At 66.6% G+C, this 25,328-nt stretch carries 28 protein-coding genes; 14 read left to right on the top strand and 14 right to left on the bottom strand.

The genetic code is table 11. The annotated features are described in order from the left end of the window. The first annotated feature begins 135 nt into the window (after positions 1–135). Genes ACSQ8Y_RS15285 through ACSQ8Y_RS15265 form a run of 5 tightly spaced genes read left to right on the top strand, consistent with a single transcriptional unit; the run spans position 136 to position 7,702 of the window. Positions 136–1,347, top strand: coding sequence for an ATP-grasp domain-containing protein (locus tag ACSQ8Y_RS15285; RefSeq protein ID WP_436267309.1), 1,212 nt, complete (start codon positions 136–138; stop codon positions 1,345–1,347). Beyond that, positions 1,344–3,212 carry an IucA/IucC family protein gene (locus ACSQ8Y_RS15280; RefSeq protein WP_436267308.1) on the top strand — a complete coding sequence of 623 codons (1,869 nt, stop codon included), beginning with the start codon at positions 1,344–1,346 and terminating at the stop codon, positions 3,210–3,212. Before ACSQ8Y_RS15285 ends, ACSQ8Y_RS15280 begins: the two co-directional genes overlap by 4 nt. Further along, positions 3,209–4,639 (top strand): MFS transporter, encoded by a 1,431-nt coding sequence (locus tag ACSQ8Y_RS15275; RefSeq protein WP_436267307.1) that lies wholly within the window; start codon positions 3,209–3,211, stop codon positions 4,637–4,639. Before ACSQ8Y_RS15280 ends, ACSQ8Y_RS15275 begins: the two co-directional genes overlap by 4 nt. Continuing rightward, positions 4,626–6,464, top strand: coding sequence for an IucA/IucC family protein (locus ACSQ8Y_RS15270; protein WP_436267306.1), 1,839 nt, complete (start codon positions 4,626–4,628; stop codon positions 6,462–6,464). Before ACSQ8Y_RS15275 ends, ACSQ8Y_RS15270 begins: the two co-directional genes overlap by 14 nt. Continuing rightward, the gene (locus tag ACSQ8Y_RS15265; protein WP_436267305.1) at positions 6,455–7,702 is read left to right on the top strand and encodes a type III PLP-dependent enzyme; all 1,248 of its coding nucleotides are present in this window, start codon (positions 6,455–6,457) and stop codon (positions 7,700–7,702) included. Before ACSQ8Y_RS15270 ends, ACSQ8Y_RS15265 begins: the two co-directional genes overlap by 10 nt. Here the strand turns inward: ACSQ8Y_RS15265 and cls are convergent. The 3 genes from cls to ACSQ8Y_RS15250 all read right to left on the bottom strand — a co-directional run bounded on the left by cls (position 7,690) and on the right by ACSQ8Y_RS15250 (position 12,675). Next, positions 7,690–9,084, bottom strand: coding sequence for a cardiolipin synthase (gene cls / locus ACSQ8Y_RS15260; protein WP_436267304.1), 1,395 nt, complete (start codon positions 9,082–9,084; stop codon positions 7,690–7,692). The two genes, ACSQ8Y_RS15265 and cls, sit on opposite strands and share 13 nt — an antisense overlap. Before the next feature lie 3 nt (positions 9,085–9,087). After that, positions 9,088–11,163, bottom strand: a complete 2,076-nt coding sequence (locus ACSQ8Y_RS15255; RefSeq protein ID WP_436267303.1) for a site-specific recombinase — start codon at positions 11,161–11,163, stop codon at positions 9,088–9,090. Positions 11,164–11,358: 195 nt separating this feature from the next. Next, the gene (locus ACSQ8Y_RS15250) at positions 11,359–12,675 is read right to left on the bottom strand and encodes an acetyl-CoA hydrolase/transferase family protein (protein WP_436267302.1); all 1,317 of its coding nucleotides are present in this window, start codon (positions 12,673–12,675) and stop codon (positions 11,359–11,361) included. A 174-nt stretch (positions 12,676–12,849) separates the two neighbouring features. Here ACSQ8Y_RS15250 and ACSQ8Y_RS15245 point away from each other — a divergent pair, with 174 nt between their 5' ends. Beyond that, the gene (locus ACSQ8Y_RS15245) at positions 12,850–13,947 is read left to right on the top strand and encodes a porin (protein ID WP_436267301.1); all 1,098 of its coding nucleotides are present in this window, start codon (positions 12,850–12,852) and stop codon (positions 13,945–13,947) included. 73 nt (positions 13,948–14,020) lie between these two features. After that, positions 14,021–14,857, top strand: coding sequence for a branched-chain amino acid aminotransferase (locus tag ACSQ8Y_RS15240; RefSeq protein ID WP_436267300.1), 837 nt, complete (start codon positions 14,021–14,023; stop codon positions 14,855–14,857). On the opposite strand, the gene ACSQ8Y_RS15235 is transcribed toward ACSQ8Y_RS15240, so the two are convergent. From ACSQ8Y_RS15235 to ACSQ8Y_RS15215, 5 genes are read right to left on the bottom strand one after another with little or no spacing between them, the layout of a single operon-like run. Further along, positions 14,858–15,403: a DUF3617 domain-containing protein gene (locus ACSQ8Y_RS15235; protein WP_436267299.1), complete on the bottom strand. Its 546-nt coding sequence runs from the start codon at positions 15,401–15,403 to the stop codon at positions 14,858–14,860. 51 nt (positions 15,404–15,454) lie between these two features. Further along, on the bottom strand, positions 15,455–16,132 hold the full coding sequence (locus tag ACSQ8Y_RS15230) for an OmpA family protein (RefSeq protein ID WP_436267298.1): 678 nt from the start codon (positions 16,130–16,132) through the stop codon (positions 15,455–15,457). A 14-nt stretch (positions 16,133–16,146) separates the two neighbouring features. Next, the gene (locus ACSQ8Y_RS15225) at positions 16,147–16,293 is read right to left on the bottom strand and encodes a lmo0937 family membrane protein (protein ID WP_436267297.1); all 147 of its coding nucleotides are present in this window, start codon (positions 16,291–16,293) and stop codon (positions 16,147–16,149) included. A 40-nt stretch (positions 16,294–16,333) separates the two neighbouring features. Then, positions 16,334–16,585, bottom strand: a complete 252-nt coding sequence (locus ACSQ8Y_RS15220; RefSeq protein WP_436267296.1) for a hypothetical protein — start codon at positions 16,583–16,585, stop codon at positions 16,334–16,336. A gap of 37 nt (positions 16,586–16,622) precedes the next feature. Further along, entirely contained in the window at positions 16,623–17,285 is a 663-nt protein-coding gene (locus tag ACSQ8Y_RS15215) for a glycine zipper 2TM domain-containing protein (RefSeq protein WP_436267295.1), read from the bottom strand. Positions 17,286–17,421: 136 nt separating this feature from the next. On the opposite strand from ACSQ8Y_RS15215, the gene ACSQ8Y_RS15210 reads away from it, so the two are divergent. Further along, positions 17,422–18,168, top strand: a complete 747-nt coding sequence (locus ACSQ8Y_RS15210) for a Crp/Fnr family transcriptional regulator (protein WP_436267294.1) — start codon at positions 17,422–17,424, stop codon at positions 18,166–18,168. Positions 18,169–18,262: 94 nt separating this feature from the next. Here the strand turns inward: ACSQ8Y_RS15210 and ACSQ8Y_RS15205 are convergent, their stop codons facing one another. The 3 genes from ACSQ8Y_RS15205 to ACSQ8Y_RS15195 form a co-directional block, all read right to left on the bottom strand. Next, positions 18,263–18,475, bottom strand: a complete 213-nt coding sequence (locus tag ACSQ8Y_RS15205; protein WP_436267293.1) for a glycine zipper 2TM domain-containing protein — start codon at positions 18,473–18,475, stop codon at positions 18,263–18,265. Between the two features lie 31 nt (positions 18,476–18,506). After that, positions 18,507–18,818 carry a BON domain-containing protein gene (locus ACSQ8Y_RS15200; RefSeq protein ID WP_436267292.1) on the bottom strand — a complete coding sequence of 104 codons (312 nt, stop codon included), beginning with the start codon at positions 18,816–18,818 and terminating at the stop codon, positions 18,507–18,509. Positions 18,819–18,932: 114 nt separating this feature from the next. Then, positions 18,933–20,984 (bottom strand): AsmA family protein, encoded by a 2,052-nt coding sequence (locus ACSQ8Y_RS15195; RefSeq protein ID WP_436267291.1) that lies wholly within the window; start codon positions 20,982–20,984, stop codon positions 18,933–18,935. A gap of 140 nt (positions 20,985–21,124) precedes the next feature. Between ACSQ8Y_RS15195 and ACSQ8Y_RS15190 the strand changes: the two genes are divergently transcribed. The 6 genes from ACSQ8Y_RS15190 to ACSQ8Y_RS15165 all read left to right on the top strand — a co-directional run bounded on the left by ACSQ8Y_RS15190 (position 21,125) and on the right by ACSQ8Y_RS15165 (position 24,233). After that, positions 21,125–21,517 (top strand): DUF4398 domain-containing protein, encoded by a 393-nt coding sequence (locus tag ACSQ8Y_RS15190; protein WP_436267290.1) that lies wholly within the window; start codon positions 21,125–21,127, stop codon positions 21,515–21,517. Positions 21,518–21,582: 65 nt separating this feature from the next. Next, entirely contained in the window at positions 21,583–22,497 is a 915-nt protein-coding gene (locus ACSQ8Y_RS15185; protein ID WP_436267289.1) for an OmpA family protein, read from the top strand. A 21-nt stretch (positions 22,498–22,518) separates the two neighbouring features. Then, positions 22,519–23,055, top strand: a complete 537-nt coding sequence (locus ACSQ8Y_RS15180; protein WP_436267288.1) for a ferritin-like domain-containing protein — start codon at positions 22,519–22,521, stop codon at positions 23,053–23,055. Between the two features lie 61 nt (positions 23,056–23,116). Further along, complete coding sequence (locus ACSQ8Y_RS15175) at positions 23,117–23,419, top strand: DUF883 family protein (RefSeq protein ID WP_436267287.1); 303 nt, start codon at positions 23,117–23,119, stop codon at positions 23,417–23,419. A gap of 21 nt (positions 23,420–23,440) precedes the next feature. After that, positions 23,441–23,821: a phage holin family protein gene (locus tag ACSQ8Y_RS15170; protein ID WP_436267286.1), complete on the top strand. Its 381-nt coding sequence runs from the start codon at positions 23,441–23,443 to the stop codon at positions 23,819–23,821. A gap of 13 nt (positions 23,822–23,834) precedes the next feature. Then, positions 23,835–24,233: a hypothetical protein gene (locus tag ACSQ8Y_RS15165; RefSeq protein ID WP_436267285.1), complete on the top strand. Its 399-nt coding sequence runs from the start codon at positions 23,835–23,837 to the stop codon at positions 24,231–24,233. 69 nt (positions 24,234–24,302) lie between these two features. On the opposite strand, the gene ACSQ8Y_RS15160 is transcribed toward ACSQ8Y_RS15165, so the two are convergent. The 3 genes from ACSQ8Y_RS15160 to ACSQ8Y_RS15150 are packed head-to-tail and all read right to left on the bottom strand — an operon-like array spanning position 24,303 to position 25,306. Next, a complete protein-coding gene (locus tag ACSQ8Y_RS15160; protein ID WP_436267284.1) occupies positions 24,303–24,653 on the bottom strand; it encodes a hypothetical protein in 351 nt (116 codons plus the stop codon). Positions 24,654–24,678: 25 nt separating this feature from the next. Beyond that, positions 24,679–24,831 carry a DUF3309 domain-containing protein gene (locus tag ACSQ8Y_RS15155; protein WP_436267283.1) on the bottom strand — a complete coding sequence of 51 codons (153 nt, stop codon included), beginning with the start codon at positions 24,829–24,831 and terminating at the stop codon, positions 24,679–24,681. 31 nt (positions 24,832–24,862) lie between these two features. After that, positions 24,863–25,306 carry a glycine zipper 2TM domain-containing protein gene (locus ACSQ8Y_RS15150; protein WP_436267282.1) on the bottom strand — a complete coding sequence of 148 codons (444 nt, stop codon included), beginning with the start codon at positions 25,304–25,306 and terminating at the stop codon, positions 24,863–24,865. Positions 25,307–25,328 lie beyond the last annotated feature (22 nt).

The following is a 25,328-nucleotide window of genomic DNA, read 5'->3' as shown; positions in this document are numbered from 1 at the left end:
CCACAATATTATTCATTCCAGCAATATGAGCTGAATGCAAACTTTTTGTTGATAATGATTCTCATTCAATATAGAATCGCTGCATCCCAGCCAGCCGCCGCCAGCAAGTCATTCGTCCACTCAATGAGGAACACGATGCAAGACTTGATCATCCTGGCCCATGTGCCCACCGACTCCGTCAACCTGGGTTTCCTGCCCGCAGCGAAGGCCCTGGGCCTGAACGTGGTGCTGCTCAGCGACCATGCGGACGCCCACCACAAGCATTTCAACCAGCCCGGCCTGCCGGCCTATCCGGACCATATCGTCGCCTGCGACGTGTTCAATCCGCTGGCCGTGATCGACGCGCTGAGCGCGCGCGCTTCGGCGCCGGCCGCCGTGTTTTCCAACAGCGACCACCTGCAGACCAGCACCGCCATCGCAGCCGACTACTACGGCCTGCCGCACAAGGACTGGCACGTGACCTACCGCGCCAAGAACAAGGCCGAGATGCGCGCCCACCTGAAAGAGGAGGGCCTGGACCCCTTGTGGTTCGCGCTCGCGTGCGGGCCGGACGACCTGGAGCGCCTGGCGGACGAAACGCCGTTCCCTTGCATCGTCAAGCCGCGCGAAGGCGTGGCCAGCCAGCAGGTGACGCTGGCGGCCAACGCGGCCGAACTGCACGCGCAGTGCGCCGCCGTGTGGCAGTCGCAGGCGGGCGCGCCCTTGCTGCTGGAGGAATACATCCCGGGCCCGCTGTACACGCTGGAGACGCTGGGCGACGGCCAGCGCCTGTGCGTGCTGGGCGGCTTCCAGGTCAGCCTGTCGGCGCCGCCGTATTTCGTGGAACTGGAGGCGCGCTGGGGCACCGGCCTGACGGCGCGGCAGGAAGCGCAGGTGGTGGGCATGATAGAGCGCTTCGGCATCGGCTTCGGCGCCTGCCACACCGAGTTCGTGATGAGCGCGGGCGGCCCGCGCCTGATCGAAATCAATTACCGCAACATCGGCGACTACCGCGAGTTCCTGCTGCAGGACACGCTCAAGATCGCGCTGTTTGAAACCGTGCTGCGCTTGTACCTGGGCCAGCCGCTGCCAGATCTGAAGCTCGCCGGCAACGCCGCGCTGATACGCTACTTCACCGCGTCCGGGGAAGGGCGCCTGAACGCGTCGCCGGCCGCCTTCCGCGCCGGGGACGACGACGGCGTGCAGTGGCATTACCAGCCGCTGCGCGCGCCGGGCGACAATATCCGGCTCAGCAATTCGAACAAGGACTACCTCGGCGTGCTGCGCGGCACCGGCAGCGATCCTCAGCGCCTGGCGCAGGCCATGGACCGCGTCAGCGCCAGCCTGGCATGGGAGATCGCAGCATGAGGCGCGGCGCTGCATTGCGCGTGCTGAGCGCGGCGGTCAATATGCGGGAAGAGGACAGCTACATCCGCCAGCGCGTGCTGGACGCCCTGCTGCGCGAGGACGTGCGCGGTTGCGTGAGCCAGGCCAGCGTGGCGGACGCCGGGCAGCTGGCCGGCTATCCGGGCGCGCGCGCCCGGCCGGCCGGCGCGCAGTGGCTGCGGCTGCCGCATTTCCAGGGCGGGGTGCTGTGGATACCGGTGCAGCCCGCGCACTTCATGCAGCAGTGGCGCAGCACGGCCGCGCCCTTGCTGTGGCAGGAGGACGTGCGCTACACCGAGCTGCTGACGCTGGACGAGATCCTGGCGTGCTTCGCGCAAGGCCTGGCGCCGTCGGCGCAGGCCTTGTTCAGGGATTTTGCCGGCGAGTGCAAGCTGGCGGCCGAACAGCGCCGCATCGCCGACGACGTGCGCGAGCGCTGGTTCGGTGCGCTGCGCACGGACACGGCGCTCCAGCGCGCCGTTGGGAACGACAAGGGACGCGATATCGGGCGCGACTGGCAGGCGTCGCTGTTGTATCACGACAGGCTGGCGGCCTTCCATGATCACCCGCTGTATCCAACGGCGCGCGCCAAGCTCGGTTTCGACGCCGCCGCGCTGGAGGCCTACGGCCCGGAGAGCCAGCAGTCGTTCCGGCTGCGCTGGCTGGCGCTGCCGCGCGAGCTGGTGCACGCCAGCGGCGAGCCGGAATCGGCCTGGCCGGCGGCCTGGCCGCGCTTCGAGGACGTGGGCCTGGCAGCGCACCTGGCGTCCAGCCACGCGCTGCTGCCGGTGCATCCCTTCGTCTGGGGCGAGCAGCTCAATGCCATGCTGGAAGGCTGCGGGCTGGCGGCGCAGGCGCTCCCCGCGCCGCTGCCCTGGCTGGCGGTGGCGCCGACACTGTCGGTACGCACCGTGGTGCTGCTGGACGCGCCTGAGTGGCACGTCAAGGTGCCGCTGACGATACGCACGCTGGGCGCCAAGAATATCCGCACCATCAAGCCGAGCACCATCCGCGACGGCCATAGCGTGCAAATGCTGCTGGGCGCCATCGCCGCGCGCGAGCCGGCCTATGCACGGCGGCTGCTGCTGACCGACGAACGGGCAGGCGCGCATGCCGACCACCGCATGTTCCTCGGCTATATCCTGCGGCGCTATCCGGATGCGGCGCTGCAGGGTTCGGACGTGGTCGCGATCGCGGCGCTGGCGGCTGCCGCACCCGGGGGCGGCCTGGTGGCGCAGGAACTGGCCGGGCGTTATTACGGCGGCGATCTGCTGGCCTTCTTCGACGACTATCTGGACTTGACCCTCGGCTTGCACCTGACGCTGTGGCTGCGCTACGGCGTGGCGCTGGAATCGAACCAGCAGAACTCGGTGCTGGTGCTGCGCGACGGCGAGCAGCGTCTGCGCCTGCTGCTGAAGGATAACGACGCGGCGCGCATCTACACCGGCGAGCTGGCGCGGCGCTGGCCGGACCTGGCGGTGCATCTGGCCGATCTGCAGGACAGCCGCATCAGCGTGGACGACGAGCTGCCGCTGGCGCAGATGTTCATCACCATCACGCTGCAACTGAATATCGCCGCGCTGGCCGAGCGCTACGCCGGGGCGCTGCAGCGCGAACCGGCAGCGCTGTATGCACGGGTACGGGCGTGCGTGGAGCGCATCCTGTCGCGGCTGGAAGCCGAGGGCGAGGATGCCGCCCTGGCGCGGCGCGTGCTGCTCGAGGATGAGCGCCTGTACCTGAAATGCCTGTTGATCGCCGCCACGCTGGCCGAGAAAACCGAGACCGGCGCGGACGACGTGAACAAGTTTTACGGCCACACGGCGCCCAACTTCCTGAGGATGGCATGAGCGGCGTCGAGCTTGCGGCGGCGCTTGGCCCAGCCTCGGCCAGCCGCGCGCAACCCCGGGTCGTTATCGCTGTCGTCATGCTGTGCCATTTCGTGGCGGCGTTCGCGGCGCTGGGCATGCCGCCGTTCTTCGCCCTGATACTGGAGCGTTCGCTGCACGCGGGCCAGCCTTTCCTGGCGGGCTGGCTGTATGTGGTGCCCACGTTCTTCACGGCACTCAGCAGCCCATGGTGGGGCAAGCTGGCCGACCGCTATGGCAAGAAGCGCTTGCTGCTGCGCGCCCAGCTTGGGCTGGCGGCCAGTTTCCTGCTGGCGAGCTGCGCGCCGAATGTCGAGTGCTTCGTGGCGGCGCTGGTGCTGCAAGGCCTGCTGGGCGGCACCTTCTCGGCCTCCAACGCCTATCTGGCGACCGTGGTCAGCGGCACGGCGCTGATGCGCAGCCTGACCCTGATGCAATGGTCGGCACGCGCGGCGCTGGTGGCCGCACCGCTGGGTTTGGGCTGGCTGCTGATGCACAGCGATACGCCGCTGCAGCTGTACCGCTGGCTGGCCATGCTGCCGCTGTGCGCCGCAGCCGGCATCTGGCTGCTGCCCGCCAGCGGCGAGGCCGCGGGACAGGGCGCGCGCGCGATCAGGATGCGGGCAGGGGCAGGGACGGAGGCGAGGGCAGGGGTAGGGGCAGGGGCGAGGGCAGGGGCAGGGACGGGGGCAGAGGCCGGCGCGGCGGATGCGGCCCATGCTGTCAGAGCCGGCAATACGGCCGCAGCCGTCCATGCTGGCAATGCAGCCGATGCGCGCAGCGCCGCCGGGAGCAATTCGGCGGTCGCGGACAGCGGGGCCGCTGCCGCCACCGCGCGCCAGATCTATCTGCTGCAATGGCTGTTCGTATTCGCCGTGGTCGCCACGATGCCGTACTTCGTCAGCTATGTGCATGCGCCGCTGACGACGCCCGCAATGGCCGGCTTGCTGTTTGGCCTGCCGCATCTGGTCTATCTGCTGTGCGCCGTGCCGCTGAGCCGGTGGCTGGGGCGCAGCCATCTGCTGGCGACGATGGCCGGTGCCTGCGCGATGCTGGCGCTGGCCCTCGCGGGCCAGGCCTGGAGCGGCGGTGCGGACTGGCAGTTGCTGGGCGCCTGGCGCCTGCTGATGGGCTTGGGCATGACGCTGGCCTACCTGTCCCTGCACGGGCTGATCGCCGGCCTGGTCAAGCACGAGAACGCCGGCCGCACCTTCGGCTGGTTCGAAAGCAGTTCCAAATGGGGCGGGGTGGCGGCCGGCGTGGCCGCCGGCCTGCTGGTGCAACAAGCCGGCCTGCGCGCTCCTTTCGCCGCAGGCGCCGCCGTGATGCTGGCGTGCGGCGTGTATGCCGCCGCACTGGCGTGCGGTCCTGGTCAACACAATTTCTGGAGTAAACATGCAAGCAAATAAATCGGACTCCCACATCGACGCGGCGCGCCGCGCCATGGAAACCCTGCTCAACTGCTATTGCCGCGAAGTGGCGGCGCCCAACGGCCACCTGCGCGTCGACGCGCCCGGCGCGCATGACGACAGCCCGCAGTCGCTGCGGCTGGCGCTGCGTGCCGCCACCGCCACCGGCGCCGCCGTCAGCTTGCTGCACATTACGCTGCCGCACAGCCATGGCCGCTTGATGGTGGCGGTGGACGCGCCCTCGGCGACCGGCAATTTCAGCTACGCTTCCGCGTTCTATGCCAAGGTGGATGGCAAGCCCTGGTCCATACTGGATTGGGAAGCGCTGGCTGCCGCGCTGATGCGCGAACTGGGCCAGCAGACCGGCAGCGGCCATAATGAGGAACTGATGCAGCAGATGCGCGACAGCGTGCAGGTGACGGCCTCGGTGCTGGCGCTGGCCGACCCGGGACCGTTCGCGGCGCAAGCGGAGGCCGCGTTCATCGCTTCCGAACAATCGCTGCTGTTCGGCCATCCCTTCCACCCGGCGCCCAAGAGCCGCCAGGGCGTGTCCCACCAGGACATGCTGCGCTACTCGCCCGAAACCGGGGCGCGCTTTCCCTTGCACTATTTCGCCGTGCAGCGCGAATTCCTGATGCAGCGTTCCTTGCTGGATGTGGGTTGCGACGACATAGTCGCGCGGCAGGCGCCCGCCGGCCTTGCGCCGGACGACGGCCACGCGCTGCTGCCGGTGCATCCGTGGCAGGCCAACCATTTGCTGGAGCATCCGCTGGTGGCGTCGGCGCTGAAGCAGGGACGCCTGCGCTACCTGGGGCCGCAGGGCGAGGACTATTTCCCCACCTCGTCCATCCGCACGCTATACCATCCGGATCAGGCGTATTTCTACAAGTGCTCGCTGAACATCCGTATCACCAATTGCGTGCGCAAGAATGCGCACTACGAACTGGAAGGCGCGCTGCAGGTCAGCGAGATCATGCGCGGCCTGATGCCCGCGTTGAAGCAGCGCTTCGCGGGACTGGAGGTGCTGGAGGAGCCGGCTTTCATGAGCGTGGACCTGAAGTCGGGCGACGCGGCCGGCGACCGCGATGTCAGCGAGGCTTTCGGCATGATACTGCGGCGCGGCTGGCAGGATTTCCTGCGTCCGGGCGCGGTGCCGCTGCTGGCGGGCGCGCTGTTCGGCAACCACGTGCACGGCGCGGCGCGGCTGCGCGAGCTGGTGGCGCAGGCGCGAGGCGCCACGGCCACGGCCCCGGCGACCGGCGCCGGCGACACGGCCATGGCCGAGCGCTGGTTCTCGCACTACGTCGAGGAGCTGATGTATCCGGTGCTGTATTGCTACTTCCAGCACGGGCTGATCTTCGAGCCGCATCTGCAGAACGTGCTGGTGGGCGTGGCCGACGGCTTGCCGTGCCAGGTTTTCCTGCGCGACTTCGAGGGCGTGAAGCTGACCCGCGAGCGCTACAGCGCCGGCGACCTGTCCGGCGTCAGCGAAGCGGCGCGTTCGGCGCTCTGGTACAGCGCGGACCTGGGCTGGAACCGCATCGGCTACTGCCTGTTCGTGAATAATTTCTGCGAGGCCATCGACCAGATGGCGGGCAGCGACGCCTTGCTGCGCAAGCGCCTGTGGGCCGTCGTGCGGCACCATATCGAGCGCTATCAGAAGCTGCACGGCGACAGCGATTCGGCGGCACGCCTGGGCGAATTGCTGGCCGGAGCGCCGCTGCCGGGCAAGACCAATCTGCTGAACCGCTTCTTCAAGCGCGCGGACCGTGCCACCACCTACGTCCCGGTTGGCAATCCGATGATGGAGGCGGCATGGAATTGAGGATGGATGCGGTTTTCGAGCGTTTGCGCGCGGCGCAGGCGCGGCAGGCAGGCGAGCCCTTGTGCGCGTATGTGTACGACCTGCACGCGCTGCGCGACCATGCCGCCCGCACGATGGGGGCGCTGCCCGCCGGCTGCGAGCTGTTTTACGCCATCAAGGCGAACCCGGAGCTGCCGGTGCTGGAGACGCTGGCGCCGCTGGTGCATGGCTTCGAGGTGTCGTCCGGGGGCGAACTGGCGTGGGTAAGGGAGCATTTCCCCCGCATGCCCGTCATCTTCAGCGGGCCGGGCAAACTCGATAGCGAACTGCGTGCCGCGCTGCAACTGGGGGTGGACGGCGTGCACCTAGAGAGCCTGCACGAAATCGAGCGGCTGGGCTCCATTGTGGACGGCGACAGGGAGTGGCGCGCCGACGCTGCGGCGCGGGGCCGCGTGCCGGTCCTGCTGCGCATCAATCTGGCGCTGGACGGGCTGGCGGAGACGCGCTTGATGATGGGCGGGAAGCCGACGCCGTTCGGCATCCCATCGGCCGATCTGCCGGCCGCACTGGCGCGCTTGCGCGACTATCCGCAGCTTGAGCTGCGCGGCTTCCATTTCCACCTGCTGTCGCACCAGCTGGACGCCGAGGCGCATCTGCGCATGATGTCGGCGTATCTGCGCCAGGTACGGCAGTGGTGCGAGGAGTACCGGCTGGGCATAGACCACATCAACGTCGGCGGCGGCATCGGCGTCAACTACCGCGACCCGGCCGCGCATTTCGACTGGCCGGCCTTTTGCCGGCAGCTCAACGGCCTGCTGCAGACCGAGGGCATGCCGGGCGTGAAGCTGCGCTTCGAGCCGGGGCGCTACATCACGGCGGGCTGCGGCTACTATGCGATGGAGGTGATCGACATCAAGCAAAGCTACGGCAAGACCTATGTGGTCGGACGCGGCGGCACGCACCACTTCCGCACGCCGCCGGCGCAGGGCCACAGCCATCCGTTCGCGGTGATGCCGGTGCACGCCTGGCCGCACGCCTATGCGCGGCCCGAGGCGCGCGGCGCGGCGGTCAGCGTGGTGGGCCAGCTTTGCACGCCGAAGGACGTGCTGGCCTACGACACGCGCGTTGAACGTGTGCGCTGCGGCGACGTGCTGGTGTTCCCGATGGCGGGCGCCTACGCCTGGCACATCTCGCACCACGACTTCCTGCGCCACGCCCATCCGGAGCAATGGTATCTGCCGGCTGCTCAGAGCCAATAGTCCATGAAGCGCGCCGACCATTCCTTCATGCGCATGCTCCACGGCCGGTGGCGCCATGCGTCCAGCTTGATTTCGGTGGAGTTGCGCAAGTCTTCCTGGAAGGCGCGCTCCATCTCGGCGCCGAAGGAATCGCCCATCACGATCACGCTCACTTCGCTGTTGTGCAGGAAGCTGCGCGTGTCCAGGTTGGTCGAGCCGACCGTGGACCAGACGCCGTCGATGACGGCGGTCTTGGCGTGCAGCACGGACAGCTTCAGTTCGTGGATCTTCACGCCCGCTTCCAGCAGCTCGTCGTAATAGGCGCGGCCGGCGTGGTAGACCACGCCGCTGTCGGACACGCTGGGCAGCACCAGGCGCACGTCCACGCCGCGCCTGGCGGCGTCCTTGAGCGCGCCGAGGGTCTGCTGGTCCGGCACGAAGTAGGCCATGGTGATGTGGATGGATTTTTTCGCCTCCTGCATCGCCAGCTGGTAGGCCTTGAAGATCTCGAATTGGCCGCCCGGCGCGCTGCCCAGCACGCGCACGATGCGGTCGCCCGCGATCACGGGAGTGGGGAAGTACTCGGCATCGCGCAGGTCGTCGCTGTCCTGCGCGGTCCAGGCGCGGATGAACAGCCACTGGAAGGCCGCCACGGCCGGGCCTTCGATCTTGACGTGCGTGTCGCGCCAGCCGACGTCTTTCTTGTCGGTCGGCTTGGTCTTGGAGCGGAACGGCGAGCTCTTCGAATACGTGTCGCTGATGTTGATGCCGCCGGTGAAAGCCACCTTGCCGTCGACGATGAGGATCTTGCGGTGGTCGCGGTTGTTGACCTTCCAGCCGTTGCCGCGCACCTTGGCCGGGTTCACCGGATTGAACGCCACCAGCTTGATGCCGCCCGCGCGCATGCGGTCGAAGAAGGCCTGCGGCACGGTCAGCGTGCCCACGCTGTCGTAGATGATGTTGACGATGACGCCTTCGGCTGCCTTTTTCAGCATCAGGTCCGCGAACTGGTTGCCCAGCACGTCCTCGTCGAAGATGTAGGTTTCGAAATTGATGTGGTTCTTGGCGGACTCGATCGCCTTCAGCATTTCGCCCAGCGTGGCCGGACCGTCGAACAGCAGCTGCACCTTGTTGCCGGCGATGAGGGGCACGCCGGTGGCGGCTTCCTCCAGCGCGGCCTGCTGCTGCAGGTCGAGCGCGCCTTTGGCCCAGCGCTTCTTCAGCAGCGCCTGGCTGCCGCCGGCCGAGAGCTGGCCGGTGGCGGTCTGGATGCGCGGCGCGGCGATGGCGGCGGCCTTGGCCTTGGCGTCGTCCGCCTCCACCGTCGGCAGCGAAGCGCACGCCACGAGCGACCAGCAGGTCAGGAGGGTAGCCAGCCAGCAGCGCGCGCTTGAGCATGTCATGATTTATCTCTTGGTCATCGACTCTTCCGGCAATATGGGGGCCGTGTCCCTGGCGCCAAGGAAGAAGTCGACCGGCGCTTTCATAAAGCGCCGTCCCAGTGCTTTCAACAGGGCAAAGCCATGCTGGAAACGCACTTGCCGGGAACGCAGCGCCACCCACAGGGCCAGGCTGAAACTGACCAGCAGGTTGACCGCGCCGATGGCGAGGAATCCGGATACGGACTTCAACACCAGTTGCCAGGTGACATTGTGATCCAGTCCAACAATTGCTGTCGCGAAGTTGGCAGAGGAGAAAGTAACGTGGCGGATGTCGATCGGCAGGCCGACCAGGAAGCCGACCGTGCCTATGGTGCCGAGCAGGATGCCGAAGTAGCAGTTGCCCATCAGGCCGCCCAGATTGTTTTCCAGGTAGACGCCCAGGCGGTCCAGGCGGCGCTGGCCGATCAGGCGGCCCAGGCCGCGCCGCTGCGAGATGCGCTGGGCCCAGCGCGTGTACAAGGCCTTGTTGTCGTAGTAGCCCGAAATCAGGCCGGCCAGGAACAGGCAGACGCCGGCCACGGCCGCGTACAGCAGGGCCGGGCTGCCGACCGGGTCGATGTCGTGCAGCAGGTGCATGGCTTTTTCCGGCGTCACCAGGTGCTGGCCGCTGACGCGCTGCCAGGCCATGGCGATCAGCCAGGCGGTCGGGATGGCGGTGGCGAGGTTGCCCAGCACGGCCCACACCTGGGTGCGGAACACCTTGTTGACCAGTTCGGCCATGCTGTCGACGTCGAGGTATTTGCCGTCGCGGCTTTGCAGCCCGGTGGCGATGCGCGAGGCCGTCATCGCGGGCTGCTTGGTGGCCACGGTGAAGTGCAGCAAATGGATGAACATGAAGCCCAGCGAATAATTCATGCTGAACAGGAAGGCTTCGACCAGCGGCGCGGCGCGCAGCTTGCCCATCAGGATCTTGAACAGCGCCATGAAGCCGATGATGAGGCCGGCGCCGGCCGAGGACAGGAACATGCCCCGCAGCTGGCCGCGGTTGTCGGCCACGTAGTGCTCGCCGGTGCGGCTGGCGTTCTCGGTGACGTTGCGCGCCAGCAGGTGGATATTGTCGGCCAGCAGGTCGCGCACCGTGTACTTCTTGTTGTGCGCTTCGATCAGTTCCAGCGCCAGGGCCAGGCCGGCGGCGCGGCGCAGGCTGGACGGCGAAGTGGGCGACAAATGGGGCGGCGTGACGGCCTGCGCCACCGCTTCCACGTCCACCGTCGGCGCGCTCGGCAGCTCGCCCGAGGTGTCGACCAGGAACAGCAGCTTGCGCAGGCGGTCCACGCTCTGGGTCAAGGTCAGCAGCAGATAGGTCAGCGCGATGCTGGTGCCTTGCGCCAGCGCCTTCTTGCGGATTTTCGCGACCACGGCGTCGCACTGGTCCAGCATGACCAGCAGGTGTTTGGCGTCCTCGACCTGTCCGGCCCGGCCGTCCGGCAGCAGGTAGCCGTCCAGGTAGGCGTTCACTTCGCGGTTCTGTTCGGTGAACGGGGAGTCGAAGACCTCGATCTCGGTGTGGAAGTTGGTCAGCTTCGGTTCCAGGCCGATGGCGGCCACGCGGTAGGACAGCGTGCGTATCGCCTCCAGCAGGCCGGCCAGCATGACGTTGCGCGTGCCGGGCGCGGCGGTGAGGATGGCATCGAACAGCGCCAGCCAGTCGGCGGCGGGAACGGCGCGGATCCACAGGTAGTCGGTCTGTTCGCAGGCGATCTGGTCCAGCGCATCGCTCAGGTACTCGTCGCCGAGGGCGGGCGGCAGCACGCGGTAGGCGATGCGGCGTTTGAGTTCGGTGAAGAAGCCGTCGTTCGACAGCACCCCGGTCTCGGTGTACAAGCTGGCGTGGCGGCGCGCGGTCAGCAGGCGCAGGGCGTAGTCGCGCAAGGCAAGGGCGCGCGCCGGATCGGCCCGCAGCAGCAGGGTCAGGGTGCGGACGTTGGCAATGGCCCGGGGCGCATCGGAAGGGCGCTTGGGGCGCAGCGCATTGAACAGTTGAACCAGCGTGTCGATGCTGGTGGTCGCATCGGAGATGCTTTCAAGAATATTAAGCATGCCCTAGTCTAGCGCAAATGCTGCGACCGCACATTTCCTGTGGAGTAAAAGTGCTATGGCCAGGATTATGATTTGCGCGTGCGACTCGAAAGGCGACTCAAAAGGGGCCAGGGTTATTTATTTCCGCCCGAGGGGAAAAATAACCCTGGCCCCTTTTTGCTCGAAAAAATAACCCTGGCCCCTTTTTGCCCGGGGCTAGCAGAGATTGATCCTGGCGGCGGCCTGGCGCAGTTCGGCGCGGAAGTCGGGGTGGGCGATGCCGATCAGCTCTTCGGCGCGCTGGCGGGCCGATTTGCCGCGCAGCTGGGCTACCCCATATTCGGTGACGACGTAGTTGATGTCGTTCTTGCCGGTCGTGACGTGGGTGCCGGCCGTGAGCGTGGGGACGATGCGCGACAGCGTGCCGTCCTTGGCCGTCGAGGGCAGCACGATGAAGGCTTTGCCACCCCGCGAGCGGTTCGCCGCGCGCACGAAGTCGACCTGGCCGCCGGTGCCGGAATAGGGCAGGTGGCCGATGCTCTCGGAGCCGCATTGCCCCAGCAGGTCGATCTGCAGGCTGGCGTTGATGGCGATCAGCTTGTCGTTCTGGCCTGCGATGTAGGGATCATTGGTGGTGTTGACCGGGTGCATCTCGAGCATGGGGTTGTGGTGCATGAAATCGTACAGCCGCTTGGAGCCGAGCGCGAAGGTGGCCACCATCTTGTTGGGCAGCCAGGTCTTCCTGCGGTTGGTCACGACGCCGGCCTCCACCAGGTTGAGGATGCCGTCGCCTATCATCTCGGTGTGGATGCCGAGGTCGTTCTTGCCGGTCAGCTGCATCACCACCGCGTCGGGGATGCCGCCGTAGCCGATCTGCAGGGTGGAACCGTCTTCTATCATGTCGGCCACGTATTTGCCGATGGCCTCTTGCACCGGGCCGATCTTGGGCAGGCCGACTTCAAACACGGGCTCGCTGCTTTCGACCAGCGCAGCCACTTGCGACACGTGCACATGGCACTGGCCGTGCGCGAACGGCACGTTGGGGTTGACCTCCAGCACCACCGCGCGCGCCTTCTGCACGGCCGCCATGGTGTAGTCGGCGCCCAGGCTGAGCGAGAAGTAGCCGTGCTCGTTCATCGGCGAGGCCAGCGAGAACACCACGTCGGACGGGATTTGGCTGCGTTCGATCAGGCTGGGCAGTTCGGAAAAGTAGGCCGGGATGAAATCGGCCCAACCGGCCTGGCCGGCCGCGCGCGAGGCGCCGCCGAAGAACAGGGCGACGTGGCGCACGTGCTGCACGGTGTCGCAGTCGAAGTAGCCGTATTTTCGCAGCGCAAGGATTTGCGCCACCTTGACGTCGCGGAAACGGCGCCGCTGCTCGGACAGCTCGGCGAGCAGGGTGGGCGGCTCGCCGGCGCCGGACGGCACGATGATGAAGTCGCCGTCGCGCACCTGCTGGACGGCGTCGCTGGCGGACATGCGCTTGCTGGCATACAGGGCGGCAATGCGCGCCTGGGCGGTCGGATGGGGCATTTTTGTCTCCAAGGCAGTGTTTTATTCTCTTTACACAACTATACGCCTAAGCCCATTGATGAATATCAAGCGGACGACAATTGAACAGCCGGGAATGTGAGCGTGCGCACAGATCCGCAACGCGGCGCGCAGTATGCTGTCTCCATACAGTGGTCACCGCGCTTGAGATCGATCATGAAAACCGCATTCTGGACAGCATTGCCGGCTTATTTGCTGGCTTATGCACTGCTAGGCCCGCTCCCAGCGCTGGCGCAGGGGCAGTCTTCCGTGAATGTGTACGGCGTGCTCGACGCGGGCGTGGTGAGCGAGCGCGGCTGCGGGACGGCTTGCGCGAACACCAAGGTCAGCAGCGGCATTTCGACCGGCTCGCGGCTGGGCGTGTCGGGGCGCGAACCCCTGGGCGACGGCGTGGCCGCCGTGTTCACGCTGGAGGCCGGCGTGGGCGCCGATACCGGGGCCTCCGAGGAGGGGCGCCTGTTCGGCCGCCAGGCCTTCATCGGCCTGGAGAGCCGCTGGGGCGCGATCACCCTGGGCCGCCAGTACAACCTGCAGTACGAGACGCTGATCGATGTCGCCGACCCCTTCCGTGGCGGCCTCGCGGGCAGCGCCACCAATCTGGCCGGCTACACCACCAGGCGCTACGACAACACCGTCAAGTACTCGACCCCGGTGGTGCGCGGCTGGAGCGCCGGTGCGATCTACAGCTTCGGCGAGTCGCCTTACAGCACGCGCTACAACCGCGCCTACGGCGCCACCATAGGCTTCGAGAACGGCCCCTTCGTGCTGCGCGTGGCGCACCAGCGCAAGAACAACCTGTCGGACGCGACCGGCGTCGTGCCGGCGGTCGACTATTCCTCGCGCAACACCCTGGTGGCGGCCAATTTCATGATGAAGTCGGCCATCCTGTACGCGGCGTACGGGGTCAACCGGGGCATCGGCAGTTCGCCCTGGGATCCGTCCAACCCCTACGGCGCGCTGGTCGCGCCCACGCCGTCGACCAACAGCCACGACATCCTGGCCGGCGTGGCGGTGCCGATGGGGGCGGCCACCTTCATGGTGTCCTATATCCGCAAGAACGACCGCACGCCGGCCAACCAGGACGCCAACCAGATCGCCGCCGGCGTCACCTATGCGCTGTCCAAACGCACCAGCTTGTACGCGGCCTATGCCAGGATCCAGAACAAGAACGGCGCCGGCTACACCGTCGGCAACGCCACCGACCGGGGCCGCGGCAACAGCGGCGTGAACCTGGGGCTGCGGCATTCGTTCTGACCTCCTCCAAGCGCGGCGCGCAGCCCTTGTGCTACAGTCGAAGGCTGTGTACAACAACCGCTCGGAACCTCCCATGTATCTCACCTATTTCAACGGCAGCTGGACCGAAGGCAATACGCCGCTGTTCGGCGCCATGGACCACAGCGTCTGGCTCGGCTCGTCCGTCTTCGACGGCGCGCGCTCGGTGCGCGGCCGCATGCCCGATCTGCGCCCCCACCTGGAGCGCGTGATCCGCTCGTCCACCAGCGTCGGCCTGGTGTGCCCGCTCAGCGTGGATGAGATGGAAAAGCTGGTGCGCGAGGGCGTGGCCAGGTTCCCGGCCGATGCCGAACTGTATATCCGTCCGCTGGTGTTCGGCACCGACGGCCTGCTGGTGCCGGTGGCCGACAAGTCGGCTTTCGCGCTGACCCTGTTCGACGCGGCCATGCCGCCGTTCACCGGCTTCACGGCCGGCCTGTCCACGCTGCGCCGTCCGGACCCGGACATGGCGGTCACCGACGCCAAGGCCTCGGCGCTGTACGCCAACTCGACCAAGGCGCTGCGCGAGGCCAAGGAGAAGGGTTTCGAGAACCCGGTGATGCTGGACAGCGCGGGCAACGTGGCCGAGTTCGCCACAGCCAATCTCTTCCTGGTCACGCCCGAGGGCAGGGTGGTGACGCCGGTGCCGAACGGCACCTTCCTGTCCGGCATCACCCGCGCGCGCGTGATCAAGCTGCTGGCCGAAGCCGGCGTGGCGGTCGAGGAGCGTTCGGTGAAGCCGGAGGAATTGTTGACGGCGGTGGAGATTTTCAACACCGGCAACTACGGCAAGGTGACGCCGTGCGTGCGCTACGAAGGCCGTGCGCTGCCGGTGGGGCCGGTGGCCACCCAGGCGCGCGACTTGTACTTCGCCTTCATGGAAAACGCCTGATTACTTGCCGGCGGGGCAGACGGGGCTGAGCAGGCGGCCCACGCTGTGCACCGTCATCTTTTCCGGCCTGCCGCTGACGGTGCTGTTGACATCCATCGTCATGGTGTAGGCGCTGTCGCCCTGGAATTTGACTTGGCCGGTGCCGCTCGAAGGCGGCTTGACGCAGCTGAAGCTGACGTTCATGCCGCCGGGAACAGGCGTGTTGCTGGACGTGCAGTCGCCTTGCTGGCCGGTCGGCAACTCCTTCCTGTCCGCCATTTCCTTGGTCACGCAGTGGGTGATCTTGACGCCGTCGCCGCTCACGCTCATGCCGACGCCTTGCTTGGCCAGCATGCCTTCTATCATCTTGCGCTGCTCGGGCGGCATGTTGGCCAGCTCCTTCTGCGCGGCGGCCAGGGCGGCGGCGGTCTGGCCGTTGCCGGACTGGATCTTGTTACTGATTTCCCACAGGCCCGGGCGCATGCTTTGCGCCGCGGCGGGCTGGGCGGAACTAAAGAAAACGGCCGCAATCGCTGCGGCCGGGATCAGATGACGGTAGGACTGCATGGCGGCTCCCGGTGTGCGTAAGCTGCCAGCATACTCCAACTTGCTGCGTAGCTAGCCGCGCGGTTGCGGCTCGGCCACATAGATTTCCACGCGGCGGTTGCGGGCGCGTCCGGCGTCGTCGTTGTTGGAGGCGATGGGTTCGCGCGAACCGCGCCCCTCGACCACCACGCGGGTCGGCGAAACGCCGCGCTGCGCCAGGTAGTCGCGCGCATGCGAAGCGCGGTCCACCGACAGCGGCTGGTTGATGGTGTCGCTGCCGGTGCTGTCGGTGTGGCCGATGATGCTGACCGTGGCGGCGGGATTGTCGTTGAGGGTGGTGGCGAAGCGATCCAGGATGGGACGGAAGTTCGATTTGATGTCGGCGCGGCCGGTGTCGAAGGAGATATCGCTGGGAATTTCCAGGCGCAGGCGGTTGTCGTCGGTCTTGCTGACCTGAACGCCGGTGCCTTGCGTGGCCTGCTCCATGGCGCGCTTCTGGTTTTCCATGCGGGTCGACCAGATATTGCCGATCACGGCGCCGGCAGCCGCGCCGATCAGGGCGCCGCCGGCGGTGCGACCACTGCTGTGGCTGCCGGTAGTGCCGCCTATCAGTGCGCCCAAGGCGGCGCCGGCACCGGCGCCGGTCGCCGTGCCGCGCTGGGTGGCCGACATGTCGGCGCAGCCGGTGCTGGCCACTGCGACGGCCAGCGCCAGGGCGCCGGCCAGGGATTGCTTGGTGATGTGGTTCATAGGCTGTCTCCGTGCTAGAGGCCGCGTCCGCTAATCAGGCGCAGCAGCACCATGATGATGGCCACGACCAGCAGAATGTGGATGAAGCCGCCGACGGTGTAGGAAGTCACCAGGCCCAGCAGCCAAAGAATAATCAGTACGACAGCGATGGTATATAACATGATAGTGTCCTCTCGTCTCAATCTGTATTAGGAGCTTTCATTATCGGGATTGCGCGGCGGCGTCTCTGTTCGGTGCCGTACATAAACGATGTGTTCGACCGGGGCGGGGTATCCAGGCCAGCACGCCGGTCATCCCGGTGAGGCCGAGCAAGGCGCTGAGCAGGCCGCAGGTGAGCAGCAAGGTCGCGGTCAGTTCGGGCTGTGCACTGTCGGCCGCACGCACTTCGTCGTACCCCATGCGCGCCAGCAGCAATCCCAGCGGTATGGTCCATCCCCACAGCAGCTTAGCCATCGTGTTCTCCTTGTAGTAGACCAGCCTGGTACAGCGTTTATCCCTTGCGCAGATCGCCCTTCACGACGTGGACGCGCTCGCCCGACTGCCAGCCGGGCGAACTGCGGTGGAAGGTGCGATGGCTGCCGTCGTCCATGCGCACCTGGATGGTATAGCTGCGGGTGGCGCGCATATTGCCCTCGACCTGGTTGCCTACCACGCCGCCGCCGACCGCGCCGGCCACGGTGGCCAGCTGGCGGCCGTGACCGCCGCCGATCTGGTTGCCCAGCAGGCCGCCGACCACGGCGCCGACGCCGGCGCCCACGCCCGTGCCTTGGGCCCGGGTGGTCACTTCACGCACGGATTCGATCACGCCGCAGCTCTTGCAGACGGCGGGCGCGGCGGGCTCGGCTTGCGCCAGGCGCTGCGGAGCGGAATCTCGCACCGGTTCGCGCACCGGCGGCGCCGCGTAGTTGTCGGGCGACGGCGCGGGGCCGGGCTGGTAGCCGGGCGGGTAGACCGGCTCGCGCGCCAGATTGGCGGCGGCCAGCTGGCTGCTGTCGGACATGCCGCTGGCGCTGGTGTAGGCGGGCGCGGCGGCCGAACCGGAAGTCGGCAGCCAGCCCATCAGCGCGGCGATGCCGACGCCGCAGAACAGCACGACGGCGACGGCGGCGATCAACAGCAGCGGATGGGTGCTGCGGGTAGAGGGCGTATTCATGATTTTTATCCTTTTTGAACTGATGCATGGATTTTCCCCGGCCAGCGCTTGTGGTTCCGTGCGTCACCGTACATACGCGGAAAATCAATATCGTTAGGCTGTGTTTCATGATGCAGAATGCCACCTAAGCTACCCAATGAACCTGACCTTCACCACAGAGCACAGCAATATGGCGCCGCCGCCCGATTTCGGCAACCGGCTGCTGGCCAGCTTGCCGGAGGACGATTTGTTGCATCTCGAATCGTTGTGCGAGCAGGTGCACGTGGAAGTGGGCGACGTGCTGTACGAGCCGGGCCAGGCCATCCAGTACATTTATTTTCCTTCCGATAGCCTGATTTCCCTGCTGGCCGTGGCGGAAGGGCGCATGACGCTGGAGGTCGGTTCAGTCGGACGGGAGGGCATGATAGGCGCGTCCGTGGCGCTGGGCCACGAGCTGGCGCAGGTGCGCGCGGTGGTGCAGCGCGCCGGGCACGCGAGCCGCATCCACGCGGCCGATTTCTGCGCCGAGTTCGGCCGCATGGAGTCGCTGCAGCGCCTGCTGTACCGCTACACCGACACCTTGCTGGCGCAGGCGATCCAGATTGCCGTGTGCAGCCGCTTCCATGTGCTGGAGGCGCGCCTGGCGCGTTCGCTGCTGATCACGCGCGACCGCCTGCAATCCGAGAAGTTCCACCTGACGCACGAGTTCCTGGCGCACGCGCTGGGGGTGCGGCGGGTGGGCGTGACCAAGGCGGCCAGCGCGCTGCAGAACCAGAAGCTGATCACTTACAGCCGCGGCAATATCGAGATCCTCGATTCGGCCGGACTGGAGGCGGTGTCCTGCCGCTGCTACGAGATGGTGAAGGACACCGGCAGCATCGGCATGGCGAATGTTTTCCTGTGACGGAGCGGGGGCGGCAGGCTAAAAACAGCAGGGTGAAAATAGCAGGGTGAAAAAAAGGACTTCGCGAGAAGTCCTTTCGTTTTGCGGGGCGCGTTTAACGCGGCGGTTTGCTGACCTGGTTGCCGATCACGCCGCCGACCGCCGCGCCGCCCACGGTACCCATGGTGCTGCCGCCGGTCAGCACGGAGCCTGCGACGCCGCCCACGGCTGCGCCGACCGCCGTGTTCTTATCTTGCTGGGACATGCCGGCGCAAGCGCTCAGCGACAGGATGGCGGCGATGGCCGCGAGGTGTTGTATCGATTTCATGATGTTTCTCCTTGGATTATTTTTCGGATCTTCATTTCAAACGCATGTCGTTGGTGACGCTTTTGACGCCGTTGATGCTGCGGGCCGCCGCGACGGCCTTGTCGATGTCCGCCTGCGAGGACACGAAGCCGCTCAGCTGCACCGTGCCTTTGTAGGTTTCGACGTTGATTTCCGACGCGTTGAGCTCGGGCTGGTTCACCATGGCCGCTTTGACGTTGGTGGTAAGCACCGCGTCGTCTATGTATTCGCCGGTGCTCTCGGACACGGGCGTCGAGGCGCAGCCGACCATGGCGGCGAGCATCAGCGTCGAAAGCAGGGCGGGCAGGGATTTCAAGGGTTTCATATAGTGCTCCTTAAAGGTTGCGCCTGGCGCCGGGAGACGCGCAGCGCGGGGCCGACAGGTGCAGATTACGTCGCCGCCGCTGAATGTTCTGTTCGCCACCGCACTTCCATCGGCTTATTGCTTGCGGGCAGGCAGGTGTTTTTGCGTCTTGCCGGGCGGCGGCGCCACCGGCTTCACGCGCGCCTGCGCCAGCAAGCGGGCACATTCGCTGTCCTTGCCGGGGCCGGTGTTGATCAGCGGCAGCAGCGCCGCCACCGGGGCCGCGGCCACCGCCAGCGCCACCGCGCCGCCTGCCTTCATCGCCAGCACGCCTTTGTCGACGCTGACGTCCGGATCCTTGAAAGTGCCTTTCACATACAGCGGCGCGCGCAGCGTAATGATGCGCAAGCCTTTGCTGTCGGGCTTGAGCACCAGGTTCAGTTGCTCGCTGGCCAGGTTGATGCTGCCGCCGACGTTGATGGTGGCATCCTCGGTGTCGACGATGAACTGGCGGGTCTGCGCCAGGCCGTTGCTGACGACGAAGTCGGCCGCCATGCAGTTCAGCTTGACCTGCTTGTCGCCCGTCAGCGTGGTCAGCACCACATTGCCCAGGTTCAGGCCCATCTGTTCGAGCAGCAGCTTGCTGATGCTGCCCTGGTTGATCAGCGCCTTCACTTCGCCGTTCGAGGCGGCCAGCAGCGTGGCCACCGAATTGCCGGTCGCGCTCAGCGAGGCGTCGCCGTTGATTTCGCCCACGCTCGCCTTCAGGCCGTCGAGCGTGGGGAACAGTTCCTTCAGTTTCAAATGGCGCGCGCTGGCTTTCAGCTCGGCGCGGATGGCGTCCTTGCTGGTCTTGCCGCTGCCGTCGAGCTTGACGTTCGAGGCCATGGTGCCGCCGGCCCAGTCGAAGTTGAGCGGCGTCAGCGCGATCACGCCGTCCTTCAGGTGGATGTCGGTCACCAGCCTGGCGATGGGCAGCTGTTTTTCGCGCACGATGCGGTCGGCCTTGAACTTCACGTCGGCGTCGATGCTGCTCCAGCGCTCGGTGCGGAAGCGTTCGACCGGCAATACCTTGCCGGCCGGCTGCACCGCGGGCAGGCCGCGCGCCTGCTTGCTGGCGTTGGAGTCCGCGCCCACCAGCGGGGCCAGGTCGGCGAACTGCAGCAAGTGGGACTGCACATTGCCGCTCAGGTAGCCGCGCGGCCGGCTGCCTTCCTTCTGTTTGTATTCGAGGTGGCCGGCGATGTCGCTGGAGCCGACCTTGCCGGTGAACTTGTCGTAGATGTAGTGGCCGCTGTCCTTGCCCAGCGAGGCGCTCAGGTGGCCGGACGTGGTGAACGGCGGCGTTTCCGGCAGCACGATTCCGGTCAGGCCGTACAGGCGCGCCATGCTGGGCGCCGACAGCTTGAGCCGCATGTCCAGCGCGGCCAGCGCGGTGGGCTTGGTCAGCGTGCCTTCGACGGCGATGCGGGTGCCGCCCAGGGTGACGTCGGCGGCGATCGGGTAGGGCGTGGTCTGCTGCCGCAGCGACAGCACCGCGCCGGCCTTGCCGCCGCCGGTGACGGGCGCGTCGTGCCAGCTGCCCTTCAGTTTCCACGCCACACCATAGGCCGGATCGGCGTTGAGGGTGTCGACGTTGGCCGTCACGTCGGCCTTGGCGAGCGCGTCCTTGTAGTGCACGGTGCCCTTGTTGAACACCACGCGCTGCAGGTCCAGCCGCCAGGGCGAGGGCCGGTCCTTTTTTTCGAAGGTCCAGTTGTTGGCGCCGTCGGGCGTGCGCTGCAGCAGCACGGTGGGGCCTTCGAAACGCAGCACCGGGATGGAAATCTCCTTGGCCAGCAGCGCGAACGGGTTCAGCGAGAAGGAGAACTCGTCCACGCTGGCCATCTCCGCCGGCGCCATGCCGGCTGGATTGCCGATGTGCACATCCTTGGCCACCAGGTGCGGCCACGGCAGGCGGTCGCGCCAGCTGCGCTCGCGTTCGGGGACGATCTGCTTTTCCCAGGTCAGCGCCAGGCTGCCCTGGATGGCGAAGGGACGGCCTATGGCCTCGCTGGTTTTTTCGTTGAGCCAGGGCCGCGCGCGGTTCCAGTCGACGTTCAGCAGCACGACCAGGGCGATGGCGGGCACGGCGATCAGCGCGCCGGCGCTGGCGAGGGCGATTTTGCTTCGGCGGGGCAGGGTCATGGCGGGCCTTTCTGTACCTTGTTTCGCTATAGGGACAGCCTACACCACGCATGCGCAGTGCTATGTGCGGCACCGTACTGAATGGGGCCGCCAGAACGCTTATAACGTCTACACGATCAATATCTTCAAGGAGAATAACAATGAGCACACCGCTGCGTATGCAATCCGTTTCCGCCCTGTGCGGCCTGGTCTTGCTGGCGCTGGCCGGCTGCGCCAGCCAGAAGACCCCCGCCACCGCCGATGTCGCCGTGTCGCGCGCGGCGGTCGACAGCGCCACCTCGTCGGGCGCGGCCGAGCTGGCCCCCGCTGAAATGACCGCCGCCCGCGAAAAAATGCTGCGCGCCAACCAGGCGCTGGCGGCCAAGGATTACGCGAAGGCGCGGGAACTGGCTTCGCAGGCCCAGGCCGACGCCACGCTGGCGCAAAGCAAGGCCAACTCGGCCAAGGCCAGCGCCGCCGCCAACGCGCTGCAGGACAATATCCGCGTGCTGCGCGAAGAGCTGGACCGTGCCAATACCACGACCGTCAAATAAGCCGTCAAATAAGCCGTATACACCCCCCGTTTAAAACCCCGCCTAAAAAAGAAGAGGATTTCATCATGAGCAAAATGCTATTCAAGCCAGCCCTGCTGGCGCTGGCCATCACCCTGGCCGCTTGCAGTTCCGCACCGACCACCACCAGCTTGCTGGACCAGACCCGCGGCGACTACATGGCCGCGCAGAACAATCCTTCGGTGGCGCAGTACGCCCCGGTGGAATTCCGCCAGGCGACCGCCGCGCTGGACCGTGCCAACGAGGCCGCGGCGCGCAAGGATGACCCGGCCGAAGTGGACAAGCTGGCCTACCTGGCCAAGCAGCGCATCGCGGTCGCGCAGGAAGTGGCCAAGCAGAAGGGTGCCGAGGCGTCGGTGGCCGATTCCGCCCGCCAGCGCGACCAGATCCGCCTGGAGGCGCGCACCGTGGAAGCGGAGCAGGCCAAGCGCGGCGCCGAACAGGCCCAGGCGCAGGCCGAGACGGCCAAGGCCCAGGCTGACGCCGCCCGCATGGCCACCGAGAGCCAGGCCGCGGCCACGCGCGACGCGCAAGCCAAGGCCGACGCCCTGGCGGCCCAGCTGGCCGACCTGCAAGCCAAGCAGACCGAACGCGGCATCGTCGTCACCTTCGGCGACGTGCTGTTCAATACCGACCAGGCCCAGCTGACCGAAGGCGGCCAGCGCACGCTGCGCAAGCTGGCCGACGTGCTGGCCCAGAATCCGGACCGCAACGTGATGGTCGAAGGCTTCACCGACAGCACCGGCAGCTCGGCGCACAACCTGGAACTGTCGCAGCGCCGCGCCGAAGCGGTGCGCGGCGCGCTGATGGCCATGGGCATCGAAGGCACGCGCATCAGCACGCGCGGCTACGGCGAAGCCTATCCCGTGGCCGGCAACGACTCGGCCGGTTCCCGCCAGCTGAACCGCCGCGTTGAAATCGTGGTGTCCGACGCCGGCCGTCCGGTCGCGCAACGCCGCTGAACTTTTTAAAAAGGAAACATCATGGCTGAATCCCCCCTCGCTCCACCCGCCGGCATCGATACGGCAGCCATCCGCGCGGCTGCGCAGAACCTGGCCGACGGCCCCGTCACGGCAGGCTACCAGGGTGACCGTGCAGCGGTCGTCGAGATGCTCAACGGCGCTTTGGCCACCGAGCTGGTCTGCATCCTGCGCTACAAACGCCACTATTACACGGTGACCGGGCGCGACAACGCCGGCGTCAAGGCGGAGTTCCTGGAACACGCGATGCAAGAGCAGGAACACGCGGACTGGCTGGCCGAGCGTATCATTCAATTAAACGGCTCGCCTGATTTCAATCCAGCAACATTGCTCGCCCGTAGCCATGCCGAGTATGATGAGTCAGGGGAGGTGCAATCCATGGTGCGCGCCAACCTCATCGCCGAGCGGGTAGCCATCGAATCGTACCGCCAGATGATCGCCCAGATCGGGGAGTCGGATCCCACCACGCGCCAGCTGTTGATCAAGATCATGGCGGTGGAGGAAGAGCACGCCGACGACATGCGCGACTTGCTGGAATGATACATACTGGTTTTTCTTTAATGTAGTACCTTTTCACCCACCAAAACAACAGGAGCCCATCATGCTTGAAAATAATATCAGTACCGTGAACAACGACGTGAAAACCTTGGTCAAAGACGCTCAGGCCCTGTTTACCGCCGCCACCGCGCTGACCGGCGAAAAGGCCGAAGAGCTGCGTGGCCGCGGCATGCGCGCGCTGGACACGGCGCTGGCGAAGGCCCACGAGGCGCAGCAGAGCGCGGTAGCGGCCGGCAAGCAGGTGGCGCAATCGACCGACGCCTACGTCAAAGAGAACCCGTGGCGTTCGATCGCCCTGGCGGCCGGCGTCGGCCTGCTGGTCGGTGTCATCCTGGGCCGCAAGTAATTCGGCGTGCCAGGAGCTGACATGGAGCACCCTGCATCGCCTGCCCCTGGCTTGATCGGTTCGCTGGCCGGCGTCTGCCGCAACACCGCGCGGCTGATACTGTCGCGGATAGAATTGGCCGCGCTGGAGCTGTCCGAGGTGCGCGAGCATCTGGTGCAGCTGTCGGTCGTGTTCGCGCTGGCGCTGGTGGCCGGCTGGTTCGCGGTGGCGTTCAGCACCGCCACCGTGGTCTATCTGGCCTGGGAAGCGATGGGCTGGAAAATCCTGCTGATGCTGGCGCTCGCTTTCATCGTCCTCACCTTGTGGCTGGTGATGGTGGCGCGCGGCCTGCTCAAGCAGGGCAAGCTGGCGCTGCCGGTCACGATGACCGAGCTGAAGGCCGACCGCGACATGCTGCTGTGACCGGGGAGACCGTATGAGCAAAGACCAACAACGTACGCAATTATCGGCCGCCAAGGAACAGCTGGTGCGCGAAGGCGAACTGTACCGCGTGAGCGTGTTGCATGCGAGGGCGCAGGTGGCCAACGCGCTGCGTCCGGACGCGCTGGTGCATGGCGCCATCGAACACGCGCTGGGCGTCGTGCAGCACCGCCTGGCGTCGCTGTTCGGCGGCCTGGGCGGCGCCACGGGCGAGGGCGGCGCCGGTCTGGGCGGCTTGGCCGGCCTGGTCAAGGGCATGGGCCTGACGCGGGCGCTGCCGATCGCGCTCAAAGTGGGCGGCTTTATCGCGCGCCGCCGTCTCGTCAAGCCGGCGCTGCTGGTGGGCGCGCTGGCCGTGGCGGGCGGCTTGTGGCTGTCCAGGCGCAAGCCTTAGCCATTGCCGTGCTTGCCGACGCAAAAAATGCCGCGAAGTCCGCGGCATTTTTCGTTTACAGGCTGAATATCAGCGGCCGCTGGTGTCGTACACGCCCTGCTGCGGGTTGTTGGCGTTGGCGATTTGCTGGCGCATATTGCCCAGGTCGCTGCGGTAGGCGATTTGCGCTTCCCGCATGCAGTCGGCGCGTTCCGTGCTGGGCAGCTGCTTGCAGCCGGCGCGCGCCTCGGCCAGCGCGGCGTTGATTTCCTTGCGCAGCGTGGCCATCTGCTGCGCGGTGCTGCGGTCTTCCTTCGACCAGCGGGCGGGGTCGCCGCGCTTGATTTCCTGAGCTTGCTTGGCCGCCACTTCGGGCGGGGTGACTTGCGCCTGGGCGGCGCAGCAGGCGGCCAGCAAGGCCATGGCGATGGTGCGTTTCATGATGGACTCCTCGACGGGCGGCAGGCTAGAGCCGGCCGGTAAACAACATAAACAGCAGGATCAAGACGATCAGAGCCGTAATGCCACTGGGCGCGTATCCCCAGTTGCGGCTGTGCGGCCAGGCCGGCAGCGCGCCTATCAGTAACAGGACCAGTACGATGAGGATAATGGTGCCCATGGCGTTCTCCTTGATTTTTTTCCGGGACGGTTTAGTAACGGTAGACGCGGCCTTCGACCATGCGCACGCGGTTGCCCACGCGCAGGTCGTAGACGCTGTCCTGGTTGACGGTGCGGTACTCGCCGTTATCGAGGCGGACCGTGATCTGGTAAGCGTCGTAGGGCTGGTTGCGGCTGCGTTCGACCTGGTTGCCCACGACCGCGCCGCCGATGGCGCCGGCTGCGGTGGCTGCCGTGCGGCCGCTGCCGGAACCGACCTGGTTGCCGGCCAGTGCGCCGATCAGGCCGCCGGCCACGGCGCCGACTCCACTGGTGGCGGGATCGAGACGCACGATCTGGATCGAATCGATGACGCCATAAGTGGAGTCGTTACTCATGCTGGAATAATTGGTCGGCTGCGTATTGCTGGTGGAACAGCCTGTGATCAGGGCGGAAGCCGCGATCATCACTGCTGCGAGGGTTTGCGTGGTCTTCATAACGGTCTCCTGAAAAGTGTGC

Origin of the sequence: Pseudoduganella sp. LjRoot289, from assembly GCF_964252925.1 — a bacterium.
Taxonomy (GTDB): domain Bacteria; phylum Pseudomonadota; class Gammaproteobacteria; order Burkholderiales; family Burkholderiaceae_D; genus Rugamonas.
This window is presented reverse-complemented; position numbering and strand designations above follow the sequence as displayed.

Excerpts from the sequence above, each read along its gene's own strand:
- ACSQ8Y_RS15210 (WP_436267294.1), top strand. The coding sequence starts at position 17,422 with ATGAACCTGACCTTCACCACAGAGCACAGCAATATGGCGCCGCCGCCC.
- ACSQ8Y_RS15270 (WP_436267306.1), top strand. The coding sequence starts at position 4,626 with ATGCAAGCAAATAAATCGGACTCCCACATCGACGCGGCGCGCCGCGCC.
- ACSQ8Y_RS15160 (WP_436267284.1), bottom strand. The coding sequence starts at position 24,653 with ATGAAACGCACCATCGCCATGGCCTTGCTGGCCGCCTGCTGCGCCGCC.
- ACSQ8Y_RS15265 (WP_436267305.1), top strand. The coding sequence starts at position 6,455 with ATGGAATTGAGGATGGATGCGGTTTTCGAGCGTTTGCGCGCGGCGCAG.
- ACSQ8Y_RS15150 (WP_436267282.1), bottom strand. The coding sequence starts at position 25,306 with ATGAAGACCACGCAAACCCTCGCAGCAGTGATGATCGCGGCTTCCGCC.
- ACSQ8Y_RS15280 (WP_436267308.1), top strand. The coding sequence starts at position 1,344 with ATGAGGCGCGGCGCTGCATTGCGCGTGCTGAGCGCGGCGGTCAATATG.
- ACSQ8Y_RS15190 (WP_436267290.1), top strand. The coding sequence starts at position 21,125 with ATGAGCACACCGCTGCGTATGCAATCCGTTTCCGCCCTGTGCGGCCTG.
- ACSQ8Y_RS15285 (WP_436267309.1), top strand. The coding sequence starts at position 136 with ATGCAAGACTTGATCATCCTGGCCCATGTGCCCACCGACTCCGTCAAC.
- ACSQ8Y_RS15200 (WP_436267292.1), bottom strand. The coding sequence starts at position 18,818 with ATGAAACCCTTGAAATCCCTGCCCGCCCTGCTTTCGACGCTGATGCTC.
- ACSQ8Y_RS15275 (WP_436267307.1), top strand. The coding sequence starts at position 3,209 with ATGAGCGGCGTCGAGCTTGCGGCGGCGCTTGGCCCAGCCTCGGCCAGC.
- ACSQ8Y_RS15255 (WP_436267303.1), bottom strand. The coding sequence starts at position 11,163 with ATGCTTAATATTCTTGAAAGCATCTCCGATGCGACCACCAGCATCGAC.
- ACSQ8Y_RS15205 (WP_436267293.1), bottom strand. The coding sequence starts at position 18,475 with ATGAAATCGATACAACACCTCGCGGCCATCGCCGCCATCCTGTCGCTG.
- ACSQ8Y_RS15235 (WP_436267299.1), bottom strand. The coding sequence starts at position 15,403 with ATGCAGTCCTACCGTCATCTGATCCCGGCCGCAGCGATTGCGGCCGTT.
- cls (WP_436267304.1), bottom strand. The coding sequence starts at position 9,084 with ATGACATGCTCAAGCGCGCGCTGCTGGCTGGCTACCCTCCTGACCTGC.
- ACSQ8Y_RS15175 (WP_436267287.1), top strand. The coding sequence starts at position 23,117 with ATGCTTGAAAATAATATCAGTACCGTGAACAACGACGTGAAAACCTTG.
- ACSQ8Y_RS15250 (WP_436267302.1), bottom strand. The coding sequence starts at position 12,675 with ATGCCCCATCCGACCGCCCAGGCGCGCATTGCCGCCCTGTATGCCAGC.
- ACSQ8Y_RS15220 (WP_436267296.1), bottom strand. The coding sequence starts at position 16,585 with ATGGCTAAGCTGCTGTGGGGATGGACCATACCGCTGGGATTGCTGCTG.
- ACSQ8Y_RS15215 (WP_436267295.1), bottom strand. The coding sequence starts at position 17,285 with ATGAATACGCCCTCTACCCGCAGCACCCATCCGCTGCTGTTGATCGCC.
- ACSQ8Y_RS15185 (WP_436267289.1), top strand. The coding sequence starts at position 21,583 with ATGAGCAAAATGCTATTCAAGCCAGCCCTGCTGGCGCTGGCCATCACC.
- ACSQ8Y_RS15180 (WP_436267288.1), top strand. The coding sequence starts at position 22,519 with ATGGCTGAATCCCCCCTCGCTCCACCCGCCGGCATCGATACGGCAGCC.
- ACSQ8Y_RS15245 (WP_436267301.1), top strand. The coding sequence starts at position 12,850 with ATGAAAACCGCATTCTGGACAGCATTGCCGGCTTATTTGCTGGCTTAT.
- ACSQ8Y_RS15225 (WP_436267297.1), bottom strand. The coding sequence starts at position 16,293 with ATGTTATATACCATCGCTGTCGTACTGATTATTCTTTGGCTGCTGGGC.
- ACSQ8Y_RS15165 (WP_436267285.1), top strand. The coding sequence starts at position 23,835 with ATGAGCAAAGACCAACAACGTACGCAATTATCGGCCGCCAAGGAACAG.
- ACSQ8Y_RS15170 (WP_436267286.1), top strand. The coding sequence starts at position 23,441 with ATGGAGCACCCTGCATCGCCTGCCCCTGGCTTGATCGGTTCGCTGGCC.
- ACSQ8Y_RS15195 (WP_436267291.1), bottom strand. The coding sequence starts at position 20,984 with ATGACCCTGCCCCGCCGAAGCAAAATCGCCCTCGCCAGCGCCGGCGCG.
- ACSQ8Y_RS15230 (WP_436267298.1), bottom strand. The coding sequence starts at position 16,132 with ATGAACCACATCACCAAGCAATCCCTGGCCGGCGCCCTGGCGCTGGCC.
- ACSQ8Y_RS15240 (WP_436267300.1), top strand. The coding sequence starts at position 14,021 with ATGTATCTCACCTATTTCAACGGCAGCTGGACCGAAGGCAATACGCCG.
- ACSQ8Y_RS15155 (WP_436267283.1), bottom strand. The coding sequence starts at position 24,831 with ATGGGCACCATTATCCTCATCGTACTGGTCCTGTTACTGATAGGCGCG.